Genomic DNA, 23,810 nt, shown 5'->3' on the forward strand with positions numbered 1-23,810 from the left:
CGTTACCCAGCGTTCGGCCGTTCTTCGACTGCCGTCCGGGCGACAGAACTCGAAGGGGTGGCGGTTCCCAGCCAGCACGCGAGGAACCCGAGCACCAGGCCCGCCACCACGCCGGTCGTCGGCGCCTGCCCCAGCAACGGCCACGCGATCAGCGCCGTCACCGACGGGACCACAGAGGACAGCGTGGTCATCGCCGCCGCCCCGCCGTCGCGCACCCCGACCAGGAACAGTGACGCTCCGCCCATCGAGTTCACCAGCACCAGGAACACCAGCGTCAGCCACAGCTGCCGCCAGTCCGTCACCCCGGCGCTCTCGGTCAGCGCGAGCAGCCCGACCACCGGCACCGACACGGCGTGCTGCACCGCGTTGCCACTGCGGAAGTCCGTGTCCCGGCAGAACTTCTGCTGGTAGACGCCACCCGCGACGAAGCAGAGCATGCCCAGCACGGTGAACACCGCGCCGGACCCGAACGATCCCAGCCGGTCCCACAACGCGGCCAGCACCGCGGCGATGCCCAGTCCGAGTCCCAGCAGCTGCCTGAGTCCAATTCGGACACGGAACACCCAAGCGGCCACAACGGCCGTGAGGACCGGCGTGCACGAAATGACCAACGCCGTCACCGCGGCCGGCACGCCCAGCCTCAGTCCCAGGTAAACACCGGAGAACTGGCCGGCCTGCACGAGCAGCCCCGCGACGCAGGTGTGGACGAGCGGCCATCCACGCGGCCATGGCGCGCTGGTCACCAGGGCGACCAGCGCCATCAGCGTGGCGGCCAGGGCGAACCGGATCGTGGTCATCAGGAACGGGGGAGCCACGGCCACGGCGAGCGCTCCCACCGGATAGCCGGACGCCCAGACCAGCACCGTGATGACCGCGAAGCCGGGTTTGATCCGCACGCTGTCCAGGACTACCAGGCAGGACCACTCAGGACGAGGTTTCGTTCCACGCGAAGGCCATCCGGCGAACCGCCTCGGTGATCACCTCCGGCGACGTCGCCAGGTTCATCCGCACGAACCCCGCGCCGCCGGTGCCGAACGGCAGCCCGGAGTTCAGCGCCACCTTGCCGCGCTTCAGGAACGTCTTGGCGGGATCGTCGCCGAGGCCCAGTCCGCGGCAGTCCAGCCAGGCCAGATAGGTGCCCTGCCCCGGCGTGTGGCGGACGGCGGGGAGGTGTTCTGCCAGCAGGTCGGTGAGCAGCCGCCGGTTCTCGTCGATCCCGTCCAGCAGGGCGTCCAGCCAGTCGACGCCGTCGCGGAACGCCGCGGTGTGGCCGATGACCCCGACGTGGCTCGGCCCGTGGCCGACCTCCTCCGGCAGCCGCGCGAGGTCCTCGGCGGCGTCCGGACCCGCGATCGCGAGCGCCGCCTTCAGCCCGGCCAGGTTCCACCCCTTGGTGGCCGACATCACCGACAGCCCGTCGTCCGCGACGCTGAGGTACGGCACGAAGCCCGCGGTCGTGAGGGGCGCGTGGATCTCGTCCGCCACGACGCGAATTCCGTGCCTGCGCGCCAGTTCCGCGACTTCTTCGAGCTCGGCGGCGGTGTGGACGGTGCCGGTCGGGTTGTGCGGGTTGCACAGCAGGTAGACCGAGCCCTCGCCCGCGCGCACGAACGCGTCCTGCAACGCGGCGAAGTCGATCCGCCAGGAATCGCCGAGCGGCGCCTCGACGACAGTGCGTCCCAGCGACTCGATGAACTGGTAGAAGGGCGGGTAGACCGGGCAGTTGACCACGACGGGCGCGTCGCGGTGGGAGACCAGCCGGAACATCTCGACGACGCCCAGCATCACGTCGGGCACGATCGCGGTGCGTTCCACGGCCGGCGCCCAGTCCCAGCGCTTCTTCGCGAACTCGGCGAGCGCCTCGGCGTACGCGGTGCCGTTGGGATAGCCGGTGTCACCTCGCTTGACGGCCTCGATGATCGCCCGCGCGACCGGTTCGGCGAGCGGCACGTCCATCTCGGCCACCCACACCGGCAGCACGTCCTCGGGGTAGTACCGCCACTTCATGCTCGTGCGTTGCCTCAGCTGGTCCAGGGAAAGCTGACGTAACGGGTTCATGGGGCAAAGCTAGGAGAGTCGGCGGAGGAAGTGTTTGCCATTCTTTGCCGCATGGACGCCATCGACCGCAAGATTCTTGCCGAGGTGCAGGCGGACGGCCGGCTGACCGTCACCGACCTGGCCGACAAGGTGCAGCTGAGCATCTCCCGCTGCCAGCGCCGCCTGCGCGAGCTGGAACGCGCCGGGGTGATCCGCGGCTACCGGGCCGTGGTGGACGCCGCCGCGATCGGGTTCGGCTTCGAGGCGCTGGTGTTCGCCAAGCTGCGGCTGGACTCCATGGACGACTTCGACCGGGCGTTGATCGACGTGCCGAACGTGGTGGAGGCCCAACGCCTGTTCGGCAGCCCCGACTACCTGCTGCGCGTGGTCACCGCGGACCTCGCTTCATACCAACGGCTGTACGAGGAGACGCTCGCCAAGCTGCCCGGCGTGCGTGGCCTGACCTCGACGATCGTCATGAAACAGGTGATCGAGCCGCGCCCGTTGCCGACCCGTCCTTGAGTCGCGGGAAGCGGGGAATGCCCGCGGACGTTGTGCTGTTGCATGAGCCTGCGCTTCTCACTGATGGGTCCGGTACGAGCCTGGCGCGACGAAGAGGAGATCGACCTGGGCCCGCGCCAGCAGCGCGCGGTGCTGGCGGCGTTGCTGCTGAACAACGGCATCCGCCTGAGCAACGACCAGCTGATCGGCATGGTCTGGGACGACCCGACGCCGAGCGCCGTGATGGCGTTGCGGACGTACATGTACAAGATCCGCAAGGCCATTCCCGAGCTGGACCTGAAGTCCAAGGACGGCGGCTACACCCTGCGGGCCGAGCTCTCCGACGACTGCCGCGACGAACCGCTCGTCGGCCTGACCAGCACCTACTTCGAGGCCCAGCGCGCCAGGATCGCCAACGAGCGGCTGCACTGCCGCGAGGCCCTGCTCGAACGCGAGCTGGACGTCCTCGAACTGCAGAAGCACGTCGCGGCCTTTCCGTTGCGAGAACGCCCGCGCGCCCTGCTGATGCAGGCTCTGTTCCGTGAGGGCAGGCAGGCCGAGGCGTTGGACCACTACCACCACGTGCGCGCGCTCCTGAACGACGAACTCGGCCTCGAACCGGGACCCGAGCTGCGCAAGATCCACGCGCAGATCCTCAAGGGCGACCTGAACCTGGCCCGCCGCCCCGACCAGCTGCCGCCCGGCCTGCCCGACTTCACCGGCCGCACCGTGGAGATCGCTGCCGCACTCCGCGCGCTGCCGCGGACCGTCGGCATCACCGGCATGCAGGGCAGCGGCAAGACCGCGCTCGCGACCCACGTGGCACACCTCGCCAAGCACCAGTTCCCGGACGGTCAGATCTTCGTCCGGTCCCACGACGTCGCGAACGAGCTGCTGCGCGCGGTCGGCGTGGAGAACCCGCACGGGGACAAAGCCGCGCTGTGGCGGGAAAAGGCGCGCGGCAAGAGGTTCCTGATCGTCGTTGACGACGTCGTGGATCCGGCGGGGCTCGCGGACCTGCACACGCCCGGCTCGGCCATGATCCTCTCGAGCGTGCGCAGGCTGAACGCGCTGCCGGGCGTGACCTGGGTGAAGCTCGCCGGGCTGACCGAGGGCGAGGCCCACCAGTTCCTGCGCAAGGTGCTCGACCCCGCCAGGGCCGACGCCGAGGCGGAGGCCGCCGGGGAGGTGCTGTCCCGCGTCTCGCACCTGCCGAACCCGATCCGCGTGCTCGGCGGCAAGCTCACCGGCCGCCCGCACTGGACCGTGGCGATGCTGCTGGCCCAGATGGAACGGGAAACGCAGCTCGGCAGCGCCGTCCCGTCCGACTGCCGGGCCGTGCTGGCGCCGATGATCAAGGCGGAGCAGCAGCTCTCCGACGAGGAACGTCACCTGCTGCAGTGCTTCTCGCGCCGGGAGTCCGACGTGATCGACATCTGCGCGGCCGCCGAGATGGCCGGCGTCGAGCCGGGCGCGATCGAGTACGTGCTGGAGGCGTTGGCCGATGTGCACCTGATCGAACCGCTGGTGCTCGGCCGCTACCGCCTGCCGCGGTTCGTGCGGATGTACTTCGGCTGGCGCGCACCGGTCCTGACCAGCTGATTCATCCCGAATTTATGGCATGACGATCTGCGCTCGGCAAGTTCGTAGACATGTCAACCAAGGAACTCGAAGGCAAGAAGGCACTCGTCACCGGAGCCACCTCGGGCATCGGCCGTTCCATCGCGGTCAAGCTCGCCGAGGCGGGTGCCACCGTCTACGTCAGCGGCCGCCGTGCCGAACTGGGCAAGGAGACCGTCGCACTGATCGAGCAGGCCGGCGGAACCGGCCACTTCATCGTCGCCGACGTCGCGAACATCGACGACGTCCGCAAGCTGGCCGAGGAGGTCGGCGAGGTCGACGTGCTCGTGAACAACGCGGGCATCTTCCCGTTCTCACCGACCCCCGAGCAGTCCCTCGACAGCTACCAGCAGGTGTTCGACGTCAACGTGCGCGGCACCTACTTCCTCACGGCCGCCCTCGTGCCCGCGATGGTCGCGAAGGGTCGCGGTTCGATCGTCAACGTCTCCTCGATCGCCGCCGTGATCGGCACCCCGGTCGGCTCCGTCTACAACGCCTCCAAGGCCGCGATGGACGCGCTGACCCGCTCGTGGGCCACCGAGTTCGGCCACGCGGGCATCCGCGTCAACTCCGTCGCACCCGGCCCGATCGCCACCGACGCCGCCGTCCAGGGCGCCGGCGAGCTGTTCGAGACGATCACCGACCTCACCGCCCTGAAGCGCGTCGGCCAGCCGGAGGAGATCGCGGATGCGGTGGTGTTCCTGGCCTCCGACCGCGCGAGCTACGTGACCGGCGCCGTCCTCACGGCCGACGGTGGTTACGTGGCGAGCTGAGCCAGCACGGTGTGCAGGGACGAGGGCGACTCGACGTGCACGTTGTGGCCCGCGCCGGGGAACATCACCGGCTCGGGCACCAACTCCTTCAGGTGCTCCTGGGGGCTCATCGGGTCGTTCTCACCCGCCGCCAGCACGACGTGGGACTCCGCGGCCATGATCAGCCCCGGCATGTCCGGCCGCCCCACCCCGAACGCCCTCATGTCCAGGCTCGGCGCCCACCCGCCGTCCACTTCGGACACGCCGTGCTTCAGTTTCACGCCCGCCATCCTGGACGCCCGCTCGACGGCTTCTTCCTCGGTGGCGAAGACCTTGGCCGGTTTGGCGCTGAGCGACGCGGCCTTCTCCAGCTCCTCGTCCGTCCACTGGACCTTGATCCCAACGCCGACGCACGTCGTCACGTCGACCCCGAACCAGCCGCTCGCCAGGGCCAGCCCGACCACACCGCCGAGCGAGTGCCCGATGATCGTCACCGGCTCGCGCGGGATGACGTCGGCGACGGCCGCCGCGAACGAGCCGAAGGAGTACCTGGGGATGGGTGCGCTGCGGCCGTGACCAGGCAGGTCCGGCACGAGCCAGCTGCCGTGCCAGTCCTTCACGACCTCCTGCCACACCTCACCGGTCGCGCCCAGGCCGTGCAACAGCACCAGCAACGGCCCGTTTCCACCACGTTCGACATGAAGCACGTCAGAATCCCGTTCTATGCGGACCGATGCCGACCTGATCGTCGACCCCGACACGTATACCTCGGGCGTACCGCACGACGCACTCACCCGGCTGCGCGAAAAGAACGTCGTGCGCATCGACGACTTCTGGGCAGTCTTCCGCCACGCGGACGTCCGCACCGTGTTGCGCTCGCCCGCCGTCTTCTCGTCCTTCCGCGGCGCCACCCAGATCCGCGACCCGCTGCCTGACGACCTGAAGTACGTCCAACGCATGATGCTCAACCAGGACCCACCCGAGCACTCGCGGTTGCGCCGCCTGCTGACCAGCGCTTTCACCCCGCGCGCCGTGGCCCGGTTGGAGGACGGGATTCGGGAGAACGCCCGGTCGATCATCGCCGGTCTGTCCGGCGACTTCGCTGCCGACGTCGCTGACCTGCCGTTGCTGACGCTGGCCGACGTCTTCGGCGTGCCCCGTCAGGACCGTGCGCTGCTCTACGACTGGAGCAACCGCGTGATCGGCTTCCAGGACACCGAGTACGCGCTGTCCTCCAGTTCCACCGCCGGCATGACGGACATGGCGTTGGCGGCGTTGGAACTGGGTCCGTCCGACGGCCGTGATCCGCGCGCACGTGACGGCATGCCTGACCTCTACGCGTATGCGCACGCGTTGGGCTCGTACAAGCGTGCGCATCCCTCTGATGATGTCCTGAGCAACCTCATGCAGGAGGACATCTCTCTTGAGGAGTTCGAGAACCTGTTCTGGCTGTTCTCCGTGGCGGGCAACGAAACCCTCCGCAACGGAATCCCTGGCGGCATGATCGCGCTGCTCTCACACCCGGACCAATACGCGCGGTTGCGGGCTGACCGGTCGTTGTTGCCTACCGCCGTTGAGGAGATGTTGCGGTGGTGGACGCCCGTGATGCATTTCCGACGCACGGCTGTTCGTGACACTTCGTTGGGCGGGGTGGAGATCAAGGCGGGGGAGAAGGTCGTCGTCTGGTTCTCGTCGGCGAACCGGGACGAGCTCGTGTTCACCGAGCCTGATCGGTTCGACGTGGGGCGGCGGGAGGCTGATCACCTGAGCTTCGGGCATGGGCCGCACTTCTGTCTTGGGGCGCAGCTGGCTCGGGCTCAGATGCGGGCGATCTTCGACGCGGTGCTGGACCTGCCGGGCATGTTGCGGCTCGACGGGGAGATCGCGCGGTTGAGGTCGAACTTCCAGAACGGAATCAAGCACCTGCCGTTGAGATGATTGCACACGCGTGCTACTCACAGTTTGGTCTCAGTCACCCTCTGCTAGGCCGATTGGCTGTTTGTTGGCGGTTCGACGTTGCCCGAAGCTAGCTCTCGCTAGTGGGGGTTGTGTCCGAGCTTGGGGGGATCACCAGATGTCGCGTCGTTCGGCGACGCGGCATGCGCGTGCGCGTGTGCTGCGGGTTTTGTGTGTCACAGTCGCGGTGGCGGCGTCTGGGCTGGGAGGACTTCCCGCTGCTCAGGCAGGCCTGGTCGGGCCGTTGTCAGCAGAAGCGAAGGCAGCGGCCACCGGCGAGCCCGTTGAGGTGGTCAGCGAAACCACAGAGAGATCGAGAGTCTTCGCCAACCCCGACGGCACCAGACGGCTGGAGACCAGACCACAGCCGGTCCGAGTCAAGAAGAACGACTCCTGGGTGGCCATCGACACCTCGCTGCACAAGCGTACTGACGGTGCGGTCGAGCCCAAGGCTGCGACGCCGGACGTCGTGTTCTCCGGCGGCGGCAAGGACGCGCCGCTCGTACGGATGGCCAAGGGCGACAAGAACATTGCGCTGACCTGGCCGAAGGCGCTGCCGGCGCCGAAGCTCGACGGCGACAGCGCCACCTACGCCGAGGTCGAGCCCGGCATCGACCTGGTGCTGCACGCGAAGCCGGATGGCTTCTCCCAGGTTCTCGTGGTGAAGAACAAGGAAGCCGCCAGTAACTCGATCCTGCACCGAGTCAAGCTCGGGGCGCAGGTCAACGGGCTCAAGCTCGGCAAGGACGAGGCCGGCAACCTCAAGGTGGCCGACGACGGTGGCAACGCCGTTTTCACGAGCGCCAGCCCCCTGATGTGGGACTCGTCCGGCAAGCACGAGACGCAGCCGGGATCCACCTCGAAGGGCCCGGCCGCGGGAGCCAAGCAGGCGTTCATCGACGCGGTTGTCGGTGCGGACACGGTCGAGGTCATCCCCGACCAGACCATGCTCACCGCATCGGACACGGTGTATCCGGTCTACGTCGACCCGCCGCTGAACGCGGGCCGCGTCGGCGGCACGGAGCTGTGGGGACAGGCACCCGAGGATCCCAACTGGAACAACTGGTTCGAAGGTGTGGCCCGTGTTGGGCGTGAGACCGGCGCCGACGTGAAGGTCAGGTCAGTCTGGGCGTTCGACGTGGCGGCACTGCGCGGCAAGGTGATCAAGACCGCGCTCTTCACGGCCACTCGGGTGAGCTCCTTCAACTGCAACCTCAGCTGGGTGAAGCTGTGGCGCACCAGCCCTGTTAGCGCGGTGTCCAACTGGAACAACGTCAGCTGGCCCAACGAGCTGGACGGGACGGACCGCAAGTGTGCCGGCACCAATGGGTTCGACTTCAATGCCTTCGCCGCGGTGGACGCGGTTTCGAAGGAGTCGAACACCACGCAGCTCTCGCTGGGCCTTCGGGCGGTGGATGAGACCTCGAACAGCGGCTGGCGCAAGTTCGACCCGAACCCGGTGTTGAACGTCACCTACAACAGCAGGCCGGATGCGCCGAGCGAGCTGAAGGTCGAGGGCGTGGACTGCGCGATCGGCGACGCCAGGCCGTTCATCCACACCGTCGACCCGACCTTCAGTGCTCGTCTGCGCGACATGGACGGTAGCGAGAACCCGATCCTGAACGCCCGCTTCTACTGGGGGTTCGTGGGTAGCGGTGACCAGGGATCCGCCGGAGTCGGGAACGTACCGAACGGCGAGATCGCAAGCGTGAAACAGGCACAGGGCACCTTCGTCCACGGTGGGAAGTATGGCTTCAGCGCGGCGGTCGGCGACAACTACGACTCGTCGGACCGCTCCAACTTCTGCGAGTTCGAGGTGGACACCGCACGGCCTGACCGGCCACCACTGATCACTTCCACCGATTTTCCGAGTGACGACGACTTTCACGGGTTCGCGGGCACGAACGGTTCGTTCACCCTCGAGGCCAACAACGTCGCCGACGTCAAGGGCTTCTACTACGGCTACGAGAACCCGCCGGTGAACTACGTTGCCGCCGACAAGCTCGGCGGCAAGGCGACCGTGAGCGTCACCGCGCGATACCTGGGCCGCAACACGTTGTACGTGCAGAGCGTCGACCGGGCCGGCAACGTCAACGTCGCGCAGCCGGTGGCATACCGGTTCCAGACCGACCAGCAGCGTCCGTCGATGGGCCGGTGGCTGCTGGACGGCAATGGTGATGACATCGCGGACAACCCTCATCCGCTGGCGGCTTCGTCGACCGGTGTCACGTGGATCGCCGGTCGTGACGGCGAGGCCGCGCAGCTGAGCCGGGCGCAGCGGGGCACTCTGTCCACCCCGGACGTTGGTGTGGACTCCGACAAGAGTTTCAGCGTCGCGGCCTGGGTGAAGCTCGACCAGAAGGGTGACTGGTTCAACGTCGTCAGCCAGGACGGCAACCGGAACAGCACGTTCGTGCTGCAGTACTCGCATTCGCTGGACAAGTGGGCCTTCAACACTCCCAACGCCGACGCGGACTTTGCGGGAGAGAGCTGGGTCGCGTCCACTCGGCCGGCCGAGGCCGGTGTGTGGACCAGGCTCATCGGGGTCTACGACGCAGCGACTGGCGAGATCAAGCTGTACGTCAACGGCGTCTATCAAGGTGCGTCGAAGCGGCAGACGCCGTGGGATGCCAACGGTGCAATCGTTGTCGGCCGCGGGAAGCAGAACGGCAACCCCACCAGCTACCTGGGTGGTGGAGTCGACGATGTCGTCATCTACGACCGCGCCCTGGTCGCCGAGGACATCGCAGAGCTGTCGAACCGGCCCGCCGTCATGGAGGCGCACTGGGCCTTCGAAGAAGCCTCGCAACAGGGGCCGCAGACGAAGTTGAACGCCGGGGCGAGCTGGGTGGCAGGCCGTGCCGGCCAGGAGCGCAATGCGTTGGCGCTCAACGGTGACAAGGGGCATCTGTCCACCGCGACCTCGGTTGTGCGCACAGACCAGAGCTTCAGCGTCGCGGCGTGGGCCAAGCTCGATCGCAAGGGCAGTTGGTTCAACGCGGTAAGCCAGGACGGCAGCCGCAACAGCGGATTCGTGCTGCAGTACTCGCACACGTTCGACAAATGGGCATTCGACATGCCCAATTCCGACAGCGACCAGGCGCCGGAGACCTGGGTCAACTCACAGGCGGCTGCCCAGACCGGCGTGTGGACGCACCTGGTCGGCGTCTACGACCACACCGCGCAGCAGATGCGGCTGTACGTGAACGGGACCGCCGCCGGGTCGGCGAGCAAGGTGTCGAACTGGAACGCCGGCGGCAACTTCCAGGTCGGTCGCGGCAGGAACAGCGGCGCTGACGTGGGTTACTTCCCCGGAACAGCTGAGGGCGTGCAGGCTTACCCGAAGGCCCTGACCCCGGCCGAGGTGACAGCGCTGCATCAGGGCAACACGCCTGCGGGCGCGGGCTTCATCCTGAGCTCGGCAGGCAAGCTGGCGGCCGAAGAGACCGGTGACCACCCGGCCACGCTGCTCGGCGGCGCGTCACTCGGTGATGGTTCCCTGACCCTGGACGGCGACACCGGCTACGCCACCTCCGCGGGTCCGGTGGTGCGCACCGACCAGAGCTTCAGCGTGGCCGCACGCGTTCTGCTCGACCGGACCAACGGCTACCTCCCGATCCTCACCCAGAGCGGCGCCCACGCCAGCGGTTTCTACCTCGAGTACTCGAAGGACGCCGGCACGTTCGTGTTCTCGATGCTGGACCAGGACCGCCTGGGCCCGACCGAACACCTGGTCGTCGCGGTCGATCCGGTGACGACAGGTCAGGAGGTGCACCTCGCCGCGGTGTACGACGCGTCAGCCGGTGAGCTGCGGATCTATCTCAACGGAGAACCGCAGGGCGCTCCTGGAACACACACCTCGAATTGGCACGCGTCGGGCTCGGTGCTGATCGGGCAGGGCAAGTACAACGACGGCCTGCTCGACGAGTTCCCGGGAAAGATCTACGACGCCCGGCTCTACCAGGGCGTGCTCACGCCCTTCGAAATCAAGATGCTGGCCACCGGCTGAGCCGGAACACCTGGGAAAGAGCGGCGATGTCTGGATTCAGCATGCGCACCAGAGGTTTTGCCCTGCTCAGTGCCGCCATGGTGGTGGTGTCGACAGCAGTGGTCCCGGCCTCGACGTGGCAACAAAACCTCGGCCTGACCGGCCTGTCCGCTCAGGCCGCGCACAGCGTGCCGACCGCGGGACAGCCGGTGCGGCCGGTCGAGCACGACGAAGCCTCGAAACGGGCGACGACGGGTTCACCCGCGGTCAGCTGGCCGGCAGCGGGCACCGCGGAGGTGAACCTCGACGGAAGCGAGGCCGCCCGCGCCGGTGATCTTCCGGTGCGGGTCAGTGGCCGCACGGGCGATGTGCGCGTCCAGTTGCTCGACCGGGAGACCGCGAGCAAGGCGGGCGTGCAGGGCCTGATCTTCCGGGTCTCCGGCATCGGCGGCCAGTTGTCCGTCGACGTTGACTACAGCTCGTTCCGCAACGCGTACGGCGGTGACTGGGCCTCGCGGCTCGGCGTCGTGCAACTGCCGGAATGTGCGCTGACACAACCGGATTGTGCTGGTCGCGTTCAGCTCGACTCGACCAACGATACGGCTGCCGGCAGGGTGACCGCGAAGGTCGTGCTGCCGGGTGACGACGACCAGACTGTTGTGCAGAGCGCTTCCGGTCCGGCCGGTGGCGTGCTGCTCGCCCTCGCCGCCGGCCCGCAGTCGTCCGCCGGGCTGGGCGACTACTCGGCCACGCAGCTCAAACCGTCAGCGACCTGGCAGGTGTCCCAGCAGACCGGTGACTTCAACTGGTCGTACCCGTTGAAGACGGTGCCGGTGCCGAGCAGGCTCACGCCACCGCTGAGCATCAGCTACGCCTCGTCCAGAGTGGACGGTCAGACCGCGTCGACGAACAACCAGTCGTCCTGGCTCGGTGACGGCTGGGACATGTGGTCCGGCTACATCGAACGCCGGTTCACGTCCTGTGCCGAGAACACCGACGACGTCAAGCTGAAGACTGCGGACCGGTGCTGGTTCGACGAGAACGCATCGCTCGTGCTCGCGGGTTCCGGTGGTCAGATCATCTACGACAAGGCCCGGGACCTCTACCGGCTGAAGAACGACGACGGTTCCAAGGTCGAGCGGAAGTTCGGTGCTGCGAACGGTGACCGCGACGGCGAGCACTGGGTCATCACGAAGTCCGACGGCACGAGGTACGTCTTCGGCCGCAACAAGCTCGACGGCTGGATCGACGGCAAGCCGGAGACCCAGTCTGCGTGGACCGTTCCGGTGTTCGGCCGCTACACCGACCAGCCCTGTCACAACGCGAACTCCTGGAAGGACTCGTGGTGCGACCGCGCGTGGCGCTGGAACCTTGACCACGTCATCGACAAGCACGGCAACACGATCACGTACTACTACAACAAGGAACAGAACTCATACGGCCGCAACAAGAACGAGGCGGCCTCGGTCTACACGCGTGGCGGCTCGATCGACCGCGTCGAGTACGGCACTCGGCTCGGCCATGAGTACGACGGTGACGCGCCTGCGAAGGTCGTCTTCACCACGGCCGACCGTTGCCAGCCCGGAAGCGCGTGCAACATCGGGACCGCAACGGACTTCCCGGACGTGCCGATCGACCAGTTCTGCGACGGCACCACCTGCCCTGACCGGATCTCGCCCACGTTCTTCACCACCAAGCGGCTGGCGAAGGTCACCACGAAGGCAGGAGGGCAGGACGTTGAAAGCTGGACGCTGAACCACACGTTCCCCGCGACGGAGGACTCGAGTTCGCCGGCGCTGTGGCTGTCGGGCATCAAGCACGCCGGTCACGTCGGCGGCACGGCCGAGCTGCCCGAGGTCACCTTCGACGGCAAGAAGCTCGCGAACCGCGTCGGCTCGGAGGACGGCTTCGGCGGTTACCTCCCGTTGTACAAGTACCGACTCACGCGCGTGTACTCGGAGTCGGGTGGTTTGGTCGCGCTCGACTACCTCGACGGCGACTGCGACCGGAAGTACAAGCTGCCGGCCGCCGTTGACTCGAACAACCTGCGCTGCTTCCCGGTGCACTGGGCACCGCCGGGCAGGGCAGAGGCCGACGACTGGTTCCACAAGTACGTCGTCAAGGAGACCGTCGAGACCGACCGCACCGGTGGTGCACCCCACCAGACGACCACCTACACCTACCTCGACGATCCGGCCTGGCACTACACCGAGGACGAGATCACCCCGGAACGCCTGCGCACGTGGTCGGACTGGCGCGGCTACAAGCGGGTTCGGGTCACGAAGGGCAACACCCAGACCGAACGCCTCTTCTTCCGCGGCATGAACGGTGACCGCAACAAGGACGGCACCACGAAGCACGCCACGATCGTGGATTCCAAGAACGGTTCGCTCGACGACTGGCCTGCCGCGCAAGGGTTCCAGCGCGAGGAAATCACCCGCAACGGACCCGACGGCCCGGCGCTGCTGACTGTGATCACCAAGCCCGAGCCGCGTGGCCCGACCGCACGTAAGGGTGCGCTGGAAGCATGGATGACCAGGTCCGGTGAGTCCCGCACGTTCACCGCATTGGCAGCGGGTGGTGAGCGGACGACGAGGACCACGCCGACCATCGACGCGAATGGCGTCACCACCCAGGTCACCGACTGGGGCGACGACTCGACGCCGAACGACGACATGTGCACCACGTACACCTATGCCAGCAACGACGCGTTGTGGGTGCGGCTGCTGCCAGTCAAGACCGAGACGTTCGGCACGAGCTGCGATCTGCCACGTACCTACACCGGCGCCCTGATCAGCAGCTCGCGCACGTTCTACGACGGCAGTACGCAAGAAGGTGTCGTTCCAGGCTTCGGCAACGTGACGAAGTCCGAGCAGGCGCCGCGCGTGGAGAACAACCAGCCCGTCTACCAGCAGGCAGCGCGTTCGAGCTACGACGAGTACGGCCGTGTGCTCGACTCGTGGGACGCCTTGGACCGCAAGTCGTCCATGACCTACGAGCACACCGCGGGCCTGCTCACGAAGGTTAGGGTCACCAACGCCAAGGGTTTCGCGGCGGCCACGGACATGAGCCCGGTGTGGGGTGAGCCGACCGTCAAGACCGACGCCAACAACGGCGTCACGACGCTGGCTTACGACCCGCTCGGCCGTCTCGCCGAAGTGCGGCTGCCGGGACGCCGTGCGACGCAGACACCGAACGTCAAGTTCGAGTACTTCGTCAACAAGGACGCCATCACCGCGGTCGCGACCACCAGCCTGACGGCCACGGGCGCCAACTCGACGAGTTACGCGCTGTACGACGGGCTGTTGCGCCCCCGGCAGACACAGGAGCCATCGCCGAACACCGGCCGGTTGATCACCGACACGTTCTACAACGAGCAGGGCGTCGTCGGCCGCACGGCGTCGTCGTACTACGACAAGAACTCGTTGCCCACCAAGGACCTTGTCACCGTACCGGCCGGTAACGAGCGCGAGCTCCCAGCACAGACGATCAACACCTACGACGCGCTGGGTCGCGTGCTCACCTCGACGTTCCGAGGCCTGGGTGTGGACAAATGGACATCCACGAACGTTTACGGCGGCGATCGCATTTCCACGACGCCTCCGCCTGGCGGCACGGCGACGATGGCCATTACCGATGCCCGTGGCCGCACCACCGAACTGCGGCAGTACAAGAACCCCGTACAGGCCGGTGACTACGACACCACCAACTACGAGTACTCGCGCGACGGCGACCTGCTGAAGGTGACGGACCCCGCGGGCAACAAGTGGGAGAGCGGTTACGACCTGCTGGGTCGCAAGACCAGTTTTCTGGACCCCGACCGCGGTCTGTCGACTTCGGCATATGACGCGGCAGGTCAGCTGACGTCCACAACGGACTCGATGAACCGCACCCTGACCTTCGGCTACGACGAGCTGGGTCGTAAGAAGTCAGTGCACCAGGGCACTGTGCAGCTGACCGGTTGGAACTACGACACCATCGCCAAGGGCCTGCTGACGTCGTCCACCCGCTACACCGGAGGTCAGGCGTACACGACCGAGATCACCGGTTACGACCCGACCGGCAAACCGCTGGGTGCCAAGGTCGTTCTTCCTACGGTCGAAGGCAAGCTCGCGGAGAAGCAGTACGAGACCAAGACGACCTACGCCCAGGACGGCAGCGTCAACACGGTCGCCATGCCCGCTGCCGGTGACCTGGCGGCTGAGACGTTGCAATACCTCTACACGAAGACCGGGCAACCCAACTTCCTCAGCGGCAGCACGCCGTACGTCGAGAAGGCGGACTACAACGAGTACGGCCAGCTCTCCCTGCTCACCCTGAACAGCGGCGTCTCGCAGGGGACCAAATGGGTGCAGCAGAACTTCACCTACGAGGCGGACACCCGCCGCCTGTCTCAGACCGCGGTGCTGCGCAACGTCACCACCGGCGACAAGATCGTCGGCCAGTCCGAGTACCGCTACGACCCGGCCGGGAACGTGCGCTCGATCCTGTCCGCGCCGACGAACTTCAAGACAGACGCTGACGGCAACATCACCTCACTGCCGAACGGCAACCCGCTGTCGGTCGACTACCAATGCTTCAACTACGACCACGTCCAACAGCTGACCGAAGCCTGGGCAGGCATCTCCCGGTGTGCCGCACAGCCTTCGCAGTCCGTGGTCGGCGGTCCCGCCGGCTACTGGCAGTCGTTCACCTACGACAAGGCAGGCAACCGTCTGGCTGAGGTCGAGCACACGGCCACCGGCGACACGAGGTCCGATTACGCCTACCCGGCCACCGGCGGTCACCTTCTCCGCTCGGTGACGTCGCAGGGCCCGTCAGGCCAGCAACTGCAGACTTACGACTACCACCCGACCGGCGACACGAAGACCCGCATGGTGTCCGGCACGACTCACGACATGACGTGGGACGCCGAAGGCCACCTGGCAACCGACACCGCCGGCGGTCAAACCACGTCCTTCGTCTACGACGCAGAAGGCAACCGCCTGCTGCGCAAGGACCCCACTGGCACCACGCTGTACCTGGCAGGCCAGGAAGTCCGCCTGGCCGCCGGTTCCACAACCCCGACGGCCACCCGCTCCTACTCGCTCGGCAGCCAGGTCGTCGCGGTGCGGACCAAGGCCACGCTGACGTGGTTGGCCGCTGACCATCAGGGCACGCAGCAGTACTCGATCAAAGCGTCTGACCTCGCCGTGGAGCGGCGCAGGCAGACCCCGTTCGGCGAACCACGCGGCGCTGCTCCGGCGTCTTGGCCTGAGGAAAAGGGCTTCGTCGGTGGCACCACCGATCCGAGCGGCCTGACGCATCTGGGTGCTCGTGAGTACGACCCGTCCATCGGCCGATTCATCTCGGCGGATCCGGTGATGGATCTGTCGGATCCGCAGCAGATCAACGGTTATTCCTACGGCAACAGCTCACCGCTGACGTTCAGCGACGCCTCCGGCTTGCTGGCGACGAGCTGCATGGACGACGGCACCAACTGCGCCCAGCACCACCACAACGACAAACCGCCGTCGCAGGCGTACGTGCAGCAGGTGGCTCAGCAGACGCAGCAGAATCAGCAGCTTGCGGCTGCTGGTGTTTCTCAGGCGGATCTGGCGCGGGCGCAGGAGGTGGAGCGTCAGTCGTGGGTGGATGTGGCGCTGGAGGCCGGTGGTGAGGTGCTCAAGGAAGTCTTGGGCATCAACGACATGGTCAAGTGCTTCGGCGAGGGTGACTTCGGGGCTTGTGCGTCGATGGTCCTCGGGGCGATTCCGTGGGGGAAGATCCTCAAGGCCGGCAAGATCGTCAAGGCGCTGGACAACGCTGTTGGCGCGGTCAAGTCGTTCTTGAAGCAACGTGAGTGGGCCAAGAACCTGCTCGGCCGAGCCCGCGAGGTTCTCGGCCGCAAGCGTGACACGGCTGGGGACTCATGTCTGGTCAACAGTTTCACGCCTGAGACACAGGTGTTGATGGCTGACGGGTCGCGGAAACCGTTGGCTGAGGTGAAGGTCGGCGACACTGTGCTCGCCACTGATCCGGAGACGGGCAAGACCGATGCCAAGGTCGTAGCGCGGGTGATCATCGGCGAGGGTTACAAGAACCTGGTCGAGGTCACGGTCGACACCGACGGCGCTACGGGCTCGGCGACCGGGCAGATCACCGCCACTGACGGGCACCCGTTCTGGTTACCGGACGAGCAGCGCTGGGCCGAGGCCTCAGAGCTGACTAGTGGACAAAACCTGTTCGACTCCGCTGACAGTCTTCTGCGGGTCACTGCGGAGCGGGAGTGGATCGAGAAAGCCCGGGTCTTCAACTTGACGGTTGAGGGCATACACACGTATTACGTGCTGGCGGGCGACATGCCAGTGCTGGTTCACAACTGCGGCGTGGATGAGCCAAGCGATGAACTGCTCGACTTGGCTGATAGTCAAATCGGGAAGACGAACGTCGCGTCGGAGGTCACTGCAGAGAATGGTATGAAGGGGCGCGGGATCAGCCAACGTCGCGGGCTGGATGAGCTGACACCGCAGGTTCGAGGTGCTGTGGATGCAACTGGCCACCACGGTGGGTGTGGTGAAATCGGTGCTTTGTGTCAAATCGAACGAGAAGGCGGTTCAATTTGGGGGGCCAAGGCTCAATCTGTGGATGTGATGGGTGGTAGCGAAGGGTATGGTCCTGAGCGCCACGGCGCACCGAGAGCGATGTGCCCGTCTTGTCAGAAGCTGTTCAGTTACCTTAAAAAGAGGTAGCGTTTGATGTCGAAGGGGGTCGGTTCGGTATGAAGGGATCGTCGAGTTCCGTAGACGCGATCGGCTCGATGCTCACCGAGCTTTTCGCTGAGCCCATCCTTCGGCCTGCGGAGTTTCTGCGGGCGCCGGGTGGGCGCCGGTTGCGTAAGCCGCTGTCGGGTGCGCGGATTGCGGTTTTCGAAAGAGTAAATAATGTGAATTTGCCATCGGCCTACAAGCTTTTCCTGACCCATGTTGGCGATGGCGGGATCGGTCCCGGCTACGGGCTTCGTGAGCTCAGTATTTGGCGCACTGTGGAGGTTCCCGAAAGTCCGGTGAATGTGTCGCTGTCGGAGGGTGAATGTCGGGCTCTTCGTGTTGTCGACCTCGGCGGAACGGACTCCACAGCTCTGTTGTTGAACGGTTCGCACGCTGGTCGGCTCATCGACTTGAATGCCGGGATGTCGCCGCAACTGCGGCCGGAGCAAGATTTCCTTGCGTGGTACTTGGCTTGGCTGACGGAAGCGGCGGGCCAGCTTGAGTTCAGTGCGCCGCGTGCGGAAAAGGAGCTCGTCAGTGCATTGTTGGATACATCGTCAGGGGAGGTTCGGGCCCAGGCCGTACTGGAGCTAGGGGCTGTACTGGATATCGCCGACGTGACTGTTGAATTGATTGAGCGGACTGCATTGCACGATCCCAGTTCGCGCGTTCGCTACCGCGCAATAGAGCTCTTGGGTGAGTTGGAGCCGTTATCGACGAAGGTGTTTCTTGCGGCGTTGCAAGATCCGAAGCGATCGGTTAGCCGACGTGCTCTGGTGCACCTCCTTCGCCTCGCGGGTGACACGGCTGCATGGGGCGAAGGTCTGGATCTTGTTCGCTCAGTGTCCGACTCTGTGAGTGTGCAACTCGCGGACGAGCTAGAGCGACTGCGTACGAAAGGGGCGATCATCCCGAAGGAAGTGCGATAGCAACTGGAAAAGAAGATGTCACGTCTCTATTGGGCGATACTGTGGACGTGTCGCGTCGTCATCATCTTCGCGATTTGACGATCTGAAGACTAACCTTCTCGCATCTGGGTCGAACTTCAGAAGCGGTGGACCGCTCGCCTTTTTGGTTGCTCGTCGGCACCCGTCGAGCCGCAGCCTGTGGCGCCCGCGTCGCCGACGACAACCACGTCCACGGCGTCGACGCCGGACATGGTGCGGGCGATGGACCCGAAGGTGAAGGCGGCCCTGCTAGCACCGGAAAGCTTCGAAGACATCGGTAGCAAGTTCCGGCTGGACCGCCCAGCGATGACGGACGAGATCGGCAACACGGACGGCTATCTCACTGATGTCTGTAGACCCGTGTCGATTCCCGGCATCTCCACCTCGCGCCGGCGCGTGTGGAACGGCTCCGTCGGCGTTCAGCAGGACGTGTACGGCTTGATCGGCGTCACCAGCGCGCACATCCTCGACACGGTGCGCGCCAAGGCTCGCTCCTGCAAGACGTACGTATTGACGATCAACAAGCCTGAGCGGGTGGTCAGGGCCGACGTCGAACTTCCCGCGCTGTCAGACGTCGATGGCACGTACGGCTTCTGCGAAAGCATGGCTGACGTGTCGGAGCGGAACTGGAACTGCACGGCGTTCCTGTCGCGTGGAGACCTGATCGACTCGGTCTCGATCACCGCCGCCAGTGAGGATTCGGCGCGGGCACACCTGGCCTTGGTGTTGCCCCGCTTCGCCGCGGGCCTCCAGAAGGTGGGATGACGCAAGGGGCATGTTCAGCAGGTGGGGCGTCTGGCACGATTCAGACGACCGGCGCCGGTGGCCCACTGTGATCCGACGGTGCTGAGCCCCAGCCGGTCACCTGGCCCAAGTAGGCTCGTCGCGAGACGAGACGCAGGAGAAACAGGGAGCGCAAGTGGCGGTCATCGAGCAGGTCGGAGCACGCGAGATCCTGGACTCGCGCGGCAACCCCACCGTCGAGGTCGAGGTGGCGCTGGACGACGGCACGCTGGAGCGTGCTGCTGTTCCGTCGGGTGCTTCTACCGGTGAGCACGAGGCGGTGGAGCTGCGGGACGGCGACGCCAAGCGGTACCTGGGCAAGGGCGTCGAGCGCGCGGTCACCGCTGTGCTCGACGAGATCGGCCCGGAGCTGGTGGGCATCGAGGCCGTCGAGCAGCGCATCGTGGACCAGAAGCTCGTGGACCTGGACGGCACGCCGGACAAGGGGCGTCTCGGCGCCAACGCGATCCTCGGTGTGAGCCTCGCGGTCGCGAAGGCGGCGGCGACGAGCTCCGGTCTGGAGCTGTTCCGGTACATCGGTGGACCGAACGCGCACGTGCTGCCGGTGCCGATGCTGAACATCCTCAACGGTGGCTCGCACGCCGACACCGAGGTGGACATCCAGGAGTTCATGATCGCGCCGATCGGCGCGGAGACGTTCCGCGAGGGACTGCGCTGGGGCGCCGAGGTCTACCACGCGCTGAAGTCCGTGCTGAAGAGCAAGGGGCTTGCCACGGGTCTGGGTGACGAGGGTGGCTTCGCGCCGTCCCTCGGCAGCAACCGCGACGCGCTCGACCTGATCCTCGAGGCCATCGAGAAGGCCGGTTACCGGGCGGGCCGCGACATCGCGCTCGCGCTCGACGTGGCCGCCACGGAGTTCTTCTCCGACGGCGCCTACACGTTCGAGAAGAACAAGCGGTCCGCCGAGCAGATGATCGGGTACTACTCCGAGCTCGTGCGCGACTACCCGATGGTGTCCATCGAGGACCCGCTGTCCGAGGACGACTGGGACGGCTGGGTGCAGATGACCGCCGAGCTGGGCGAGAAGGTCCAGATCGTCGGCGACGACCTGTTCGTCACGAACCCGGAGCGTCTGGAGGAGGGCATCTCCCGCCGCGCCGCCAACGCGCTGCTGGTGAAGGTCAACCAGATCGGCACGCTGTCCGAGACGCTCGACGCGGTCTCGCTGGCCACGTCGTACGGCTACAAGTCGATGATGTCGCACCGCTCGGGCGAGACCGAGGACACGACCATCGCCGACCTGGCGGTGGCGACCGGTGCCGGTCAGATCAAGACCGGTGCGCCGGCCCGTGGTGAGCGCACCGCAAAGTACAACCAGCTGCTGCGCATCGAGGAGTCGCTCGGTGACGCGGCGCGCTACGCCGGTGAGCTCGCGTTCCCGCGCTACACGCCGGAGAGCTGAGAAGCTGAGGTATGGCCGAGCGCGCGCGTCGTCCCCGTCGCCCCCGCGAAGAGCGGGAGGCGCGGCCTGCGCGCGCGCGAAAGCCACCACGTCCCAAGGCGCCATCCCGTCGTAGTGACGGCACGGGTGGCGCGTTCGGCATGACCGGTACGCGGCGGGCCGCGATGTTCGCGATGGTGCTGTGCGCACTGGCGTTGAGCATCGCGGTCCCGTTGCGGACCTACCTCTCGCAGCGCGACGAGCTGCGTGACGTGGGATCGGAGCAACAGAAGCTGCGTGAGCAGGTCGCCGCCCTGGAACAGCGGAAGGCGCAGCTGCAGGACCCGGCGTACGTGGAGATCGAGGCGCGCAAGCGGCTGCACTGGGTGCGGCCTGGCGAGACGCCCTACATCGTGCAACTGCCGGGTGACGAGAGTCGCAACACTGAATCGGAGAGGCCGTCGGGCAAGCCCGCGGCACAAGGGTCTTGGTACGAGGAACTGTGGGAATCGGTGACGCACAAGTAAGTGCTGCTGACCTGGAAACGGTCGCTCAGCAGCTCGGCCGCATGCCGCGCGGGACACGTGCGATCGCCTCGCGGTGCCCCAGCGGGCACCCGAACGTCGTGCAGACGAACCCGCGGCTGCCTGACGGGACGCCGTTCCCGACGTTGTACTACCTGACCTGCCCGAAGCTGAACTCGCTGGTCAGCACGCTGGAAGGCGGCGGGCTGATGAAGGAGCAGCAGGAGCGTCTGGCGGAGGACGAAGAGCTCGCCGCGGCCTACCTGCGCGCGCACGAGGCGTACCTCGCGGAGAGGGACGCCATCGAGTCGTTGGGCACGCAAGTCACCGCGGGTGGCATGCCGAGCAGAGTTAAGTGCCTTCACGTACATGTCGCGCACGCCCTCGCGAAGGGCCCTGGGGTCAATCCCATGGGGGACGAAGCCCTGGCACTCTTGCGGGAGCAGTTGCTCTGGCCCACCGGCGACTGTGCCTGAATTCCCGTTCAGTTAACAGTCAACGGAACCGAACGCACGCTTCACTCCGTCTTGGGTACACCTAGTCTCTGGAGTGGGGCAGGGTGGAACGGGTCAGCGATGGGGGCGGCGCCGTAACTACAGGGCGGCGCGCCGCGATGACGCACGAGAGGTGAGTATTCGTGGCAATGGCCAAACTGCGCGGTCCGTCGGCGCTGAGCCCCAGGCAACGGGGCTTCGCCGTGGCTGCGCTGGCTGCGATGCTCGCGCCGGCGATGATCGTCGGCACCAAGCTCGTGGACTGGGTCAACCTCTCCAAGCACCAGGACATCAACGTCGCCCTCGGCCAGGCCGACGTCTACGGGGCCCTGCGCTTCGACCCGGCCGAGCTCGGCGCGTCCGGCAGGCTGCCGCTCTCCGAGGAGCTGAGCGCCGCGCTGATCGCCGACCTCGAGGACGGCGACATCGATGACGACCTCGACAACGACCCCGGCCTGATCGACGACTTCCCGAGCGAGCACGGCATCCCCGGCGTCGTCCTGGAGGCCTATCTCCGCGCCGAGGACAGGATGGCCGAGCTCGTGCCCGGCTGCCGCCTCGACTGGGCGCTGCTCGCCGGTATCGGCAAGGTCGAGTCGAACCACGCCAACAACGGCCGCGTGAACGCCGTCGGCGACGCCACCCCCAAGATCCTCGGCCCGGTCCTCAACGGCAGCCCCGGCGTGGCCCCCATCCGCGACACCGACGGAGGCCGCCTCGACGGCGACACCGCCTGGGACCGCGCGGTGGGCCCGATGCAGTTCATCCCCGCCACGTGGGCGAGCTTCAGCGGCGACCTCAACGAAGACGGCATCGTCAACCCGAACAACATCTACGACGCGGCACTGGGCGCTGGGCGCTACCTGTGCGCGGGCGGCGGCGACCTGACGAAGCAGTCCGACCGCGCCAGGGCCGTCTTCCGCTACAACAACTCCACGGCCTACGTCGAGACGGTCCTCAAGTGGGCCAAGCAGTACAGCGAGAACGTCGACACCCTGCCGCTGCTGCCGGACGACGGCAACAACCAGCAGAACCCGACGCCGAACAACCCGCCGAACACCGGCACCCCGCCCACCAACGGCACCCCGTCGAACCCGCCGTCCTCGACGCCTTCGACGCCGCCGTCGACCCCGTCCGGACCGCAGTGCCCGACGTCGACCACGCCGACGTCCACCTCCACCACGACGCCGACCACCACGACCCCGCCGAACCCGTTGTGCCCGCCGTCGTCCACTCCACCGACCACCACCACGACGCCGACCACGACGACCACGACGACCACGACGACCGTGCCCTCGACGCCGACCAACCCGCCGCAGACCGAGCCGTCGACCCCGCCGCAGCAGTCCTCGTCCGGCACCACGCAGTCGTCGACGACCAACGACAGCAGCGCCGGCAGCAGTTCGGTCCAGCCGACTTCGAGCAGCTTGATCACGAGCACGCCCAGCTAGTACGGCGCGTCGCATTGGATCGATTCCAAGTCGTACTTCGTTCGGGGCGATTCGGGCCGAAACGTTGGAGCGAAGGGGATCCGGTCTCCTAGCTTCGTTTCCATGCCGAAGCGCAACTCAAGCGTGGTGGGCCGGGAGTTCGGCAATGGCGTCCGTGACGCCATCGAGCAGAGCGGCTTGACCCAGCGCAAACTCGCCGAGCTGTTGGACTGGCAGGAGGCCAAGGTCTCCGACATGGTGCAGGGCAAGGGCGGCGTCAGCGAAGCCGACGTCGTACGACTGCTCTCGTACTGCCGCGTCCCCGCAGCCGAGGTCGAGCGCCTCGTGGCGTTGTACCGGGAGTCGCGCGAAAAGGGCTGGTTGCTGTTCCCCGAGGACGGAGTACCGGACCAGGTGCACTCTTTGATCAGCCAGGAGCGTCTCGCCAGCAAGATCACCGTGTGGTCGATGAACCTCGTGCCCGGCCACCTCCAGATCGCCGGCTACATCCGCGCGGCCAGCGAGAAATCAGCCAGGATCAAGCCTGCCGACATCGACGAGTTGATCCGGACGAAGCTCGAACGCCAGGCGATTCTGAGGCCTGGCCGTGAGTTCGTCTTCTACGTG

16 protein-coding genes are annotated in these 23,810 nt (G+C 66.5%); 13 read left to right on the forward strand and 3 right to left on the reverse strand.

All coding sequences use genetic code 11. The annotated features are described in order from the left end of the window. Nucleotides 1–2: 2 nt before the first annotated feature. Nucleotides 3–896, reverse strand: coding sequence for a DMT family transporter (locus SK803_RS31655; protein WP_319969807.1), 894 nt, complete (start codon nucleotides 894–896; stop codon nucleotides 3–5). Nucleotides 897–924: 28 nt separating this feature from the next. Next, on the reverse strand, nucleotides 925–2,058 hold the full coding sequence (locus SK803_RS31660; protein ID WP_319969808.1) for a MalY/PatB family protein: 1,134 nt from the start codon (nucleotides 2,056–2,058) through the stop codon (nucleotides 925–927). Nucleotides 2,059–2,109: 51 nt separating this feature from the next. Between SK803_RS31660 and SK803_RS31665 the strand changes: the two genes are divergently transcribed. From SK803_RS31665 to SK803_RS31675, 3 genes are read left to right on the forward strand one after another with little or no spacing between them, the layout of a single operon-like run. Further along, nucleotides 2,110–2,559 carry an Lrp/AsnC family transcriptional regulator gene (locus tag SK803_RS31665; RefSeq protein ID WP_319969809.1) on the forward strand — a complete coding sequence of 150 codons (450 nt, stop codon included), beginning with the start codon at nucleotides 2,110–2,112 and terminating at the stop codon, nucleotides 2,557–2,559. A 42-nt stretch (nucleotides 2,560–2,601) separates the two neighbouring features. After that, the gene (locus tag SK803_RS31670) at nucleotides 2,602–4,140 is read left to right on the forward strand and encodes an AfsR/SARP family transcriptional regulator (protein ID WP_319969810.1); all 1,539 of its coding nucleotides are present in this window, start codon (nucleotides 2,602–2,604) and stop codon (nucleotides 4,138–4,140) included. A gap of 50 nt (nucleotides 4,141–4,190) precedes the next feature. Then, nucleotides 4,191–4,931 (forward strand): SDR family NAD(P)-dependent oxidoreductase, encoded by a 741-nt coding sequence (locus tag SK803_RS31675; protein WP_319969811.1) that lies wholly within the window; start codon nucleotides 4,191–4,193, stop codon nucleotides 4,929–4,931. On the opposite strand, the gene SK803_RS31680 is transcribed toward SK803_RS31675, so the two are convergent. After that, on the reverse strand, nucleotides 4,916–5,617 hold the full coding sequence (locus SK803_RS31680; protein ID WP_319969812.1) for an alpha/beta fold hydrolase: 702 nt from the start codon (nucleotides 5,615–5,617) through the stop codon (nucleotides 4,916–4,918). The genes SK803_RS31675 and SK803_RS31680 overlap by 16 nt on opposite strands. Nucleotides 5,618–5,633: 16 nt before the next feature. On the opposite strand from SK803_RS31680, the gene SK803_RS31685 reads away from it, so the two are divergent. The 10 genes from SK803_RS31685 to SK803_RS31730 all read left to right on the forward strand — a co-directional run. Further along, on the forward strand, nucleotides 5,634–6,848 hold the full coding sequence (locus SK803_RS31685) for a cytochrome P450 (protein WP_319969813.1): 1,215 nt from the start codon (nucleotides 5,634–5,636) through the stop codon (nucleotides 6,846–6,848). Between the two features lie 136 nt (nucleotides 6,849–6,984). Beyond that, nucleotides 6,985–10,875 (forward strand): LamG domain-containing protein, encoded by a 3,891-nt coding sequence (locus SK803_RS31690; RefSeq protein ID WP_319969814.1) that lies wholly within the window; start codon nucleotides 6,985–6,987, stop codon nucleotides 10,873–10,875. A gap of 26 nt (nucleotides 10,876–10,901) precedes the next feature. Continuing rightward, nucleotides 10,902–17,585: a polymorphic toxin-type HINT domain-containing protein gene (locus SK803_RS31695; RefSeq protein WP_319969815.1), complete on the forward strand. Its 6,684-nt coding sequence runs from the start codon at nucleotides 10,902–10,904 to the stop codon at nucleotides 17,583–17,585. A 68-nt stretch (nucleotides 17,586–17,653) separates the two neighbouring features. Beyond that, on the forward strand, nucleotides 17,654–18,532 hold the full coding sequence (locus tag SK803_RS31700) for a HEAT repeat domain-containing protein (protein WP_319969816.1): 879 nt from the start codon (nucleotides 17,654–17,656) through the stop codon (nucleotides 18,530–18,532). Between the two features lie 240 nt (nucleotides 18,533–18,772). Next, nucleotides 18,773–19,315 (forward strand): hypothetical protein, encoded by a 543-nt coding sequence (locus SK803_RS31705; RefSeq protein ID WP_319969817.1) that lies wholly within the window; start codon nucleotides 18,773–18,775, stop codon nucleotides 19,313–19,315. Nucleotides 19,316–19,469: 154 nt separating this feature from the next. Then, nucleotides 19,470–20,756 (forward strand): phosphopyruvate hydratase, encoded by a 1,287-nt coding sequence (gene eno / locus SK803_RS31710; RefSeq protein ID WP_319969818.1) that lies wholly within the window; start codon nucleotides 19,470–19,472, stop codon nucleotides 20,754–20,756. Between the two features lie 140 nt (nucleotides 20,757–20,896). Then, complete coding sequence (locus tag SK803_RS31715; RefSeq protein WP_319969819.1) at nucleotides 20,897–21,262, forward strand: FtsB family cell division protein; 366 nt, start codon at nucleotides 20,897–20,899, stop codon at nucleotides 21,260–21,262. A gap of 41 nt (nucleotides 21,263–21,303) precedes the next feature. Beyond that, nucleotides 21,304–21,735: a DUF501 domain-containing protein gene (locus SK803_RS31720; protein WP_319969826.1), complete on the forward strand. Its 432-nt coding sequence runs from the start codon at nucleotides 21,304–21,306 to the stop codon at nucleotides 21,733–21,735. A gap of 167 nt (nucleotides 21,736–21,902) precedes the next feature. After that, on the forward strand, nucleotides 21,903–23,204 hold the full coding sequence (locus tag SK803_RS31725) for a lytic transglycosylase domain-containing protein (protein ID WP_319969827.1): 1,302 nt from the start codon (nucleotides 21,903–21,905) through the stop codon (nucleotides 23,202–23,204). 102 nt (nucleotides 23,205–23,306) lie between these two features. Further along, nucleotides 23,307–23,810 (forward strand): Scr1 family TA system antitoxin-like transcriptional regulator (locus SK803_RS31730; protein WP_319969820.1); only part of this gene is annotated, 504 nt, incomplete at its 3' end.

It is taken from the genome of Lentzea miocenica, from assembly GCF_033949945.1.
In the GTDB taxonomy this organism is placed as follows: domain Bacteria; phylum Actinomycetota; class Actinomycetes; order Mycobacteriales; family Pseudonocardiaceae; genus Lentzea; species Lentzea miocenica.